General features: G+C 56.9%; 1 pseudogene. It reads left to right on the top strand.

The features are described from left to right. Positions 1-423 (top strand): annotated as a pseudogene (locus tag H8S64_RS22320) (hypothetical protein); the annotation flags it as partial. Positions 424-589 lie beyond the last annotated feature (166 nt).

Below are 589 nucleotides of genomic sequence, written 5' to 3'. Positions count from 1 at the left end.
CAATTCAGGGACGGCACGAAGCGCAGTGCCTATTTGCAGGTCAGTGCGGTGGAGCGTGGCTTGGAGTTCCTGCCCCGTGCCGCCGTCCAGTTCTTGCAGCAGGGGCAGCAGCCCGCAGAACAGCAGGTAGCCGGGCTAAAGGACGGCAAGGGCGTTGAGTTCAACGGTCATGTACAGCCCGGCGCACAGGGCAAATCCCACGACAAGGTGCAGCCGAAAGACGTTACCCCCGCCGCCGAGAACCGGACGCAGGTAGCGGTCAATTCCGGGGGCAAGACCAACGAAGCCACCAAGCAGGGCAAAGAGCCGTTGAAACAGGGTCAGGACAAGCCCACCCCCAAGCAGAAAGAGAAGCAGGAGAAAGCGCAGGACAAGAGCCTGAAAGCTGACAAGCCCAAGAAGTCCAGAGGAATGAAAATGTAATATCCACCATTAAAAAGTAAAGAATTATGATTGCATTGATAGCAGAAAAGCCCAGCGTGGCAAAGGACATCGCCCGCATCATCGGTGCGACCGGGCGTAATGACGGTTATCTTTCCGGCAACGGGTATATGGTGACATGGGCGTTCGGCCACTTAATCCAGCTTGC

The sequence above is a fragment of the Butyricimonas hominis genome, from assembly GCF_014287455.1.
Classification (GTDB): domain Bacteria; phylum Bacteroidota; class Bacteroidia; order Bacteroidales; family Marinifilaceae; genus Butyricimonas; species Butyricimonas muris.
This window is presented reverse-complemented; position numbering and strand designations above follow the sequence as displayed.